We start from the raw sequence: 399 nt of genomic DNA on the forward strand, positions 1-399 counted from the left end.
CAAATTGCCATTGAAACATTTCCTCCCTGTCGATCACACCATTCATCCTGGGCATCACGATGAACCAGAAGTCAAAACAGTCGTTCATCTGCATGGCGGTGTCACGCCTGCAAGCAGTGACGGCTACCCAGAGGCCTGGTTTTCAAGGGACTTTGAAGCAACCGGCCCTTTTTTTGAAAGAGAGACTTACGTATACCCAAATCATCAGCAAGCCTGCACATTGTGGTATCACGATCATGCGATGGCATTGACACGACTAAATGTGTACGCCGGTTTAGCTGGGTTTTATTTGATCTCAGATGCATTTGAAAAGTCCTTAGAACTTCCGAAAGATGACTATGACATTCCTTTAATGATTATGGACCGTACGTTTCAGGAGGATGGCTCACTGTTTTACCC

1 protein-coding gene is annotated in these 399 nt (G+C 45.9%); it reads left to right on the forward strand.

Features of this window, described 5'->3' with window-relative positions; translation table 11 throughout:
• Nucleotides 1-399: multicopper oxidase domain-containing protein (locus JWG88_RS21480; protein ID WP_205235862.1), on the forward strand; the 399-nt coding region annotated here is incomplete at both ends.

The organism is Desulfopila inferna, from assembly GCF_016919005.1.
Lineage (GTDB): Bacteria > Desulfobacterota > Desulfobulbia > Desulfobulbales > Desulfocapsaceae > Desulfopila_A > Desulfopila_A inferna.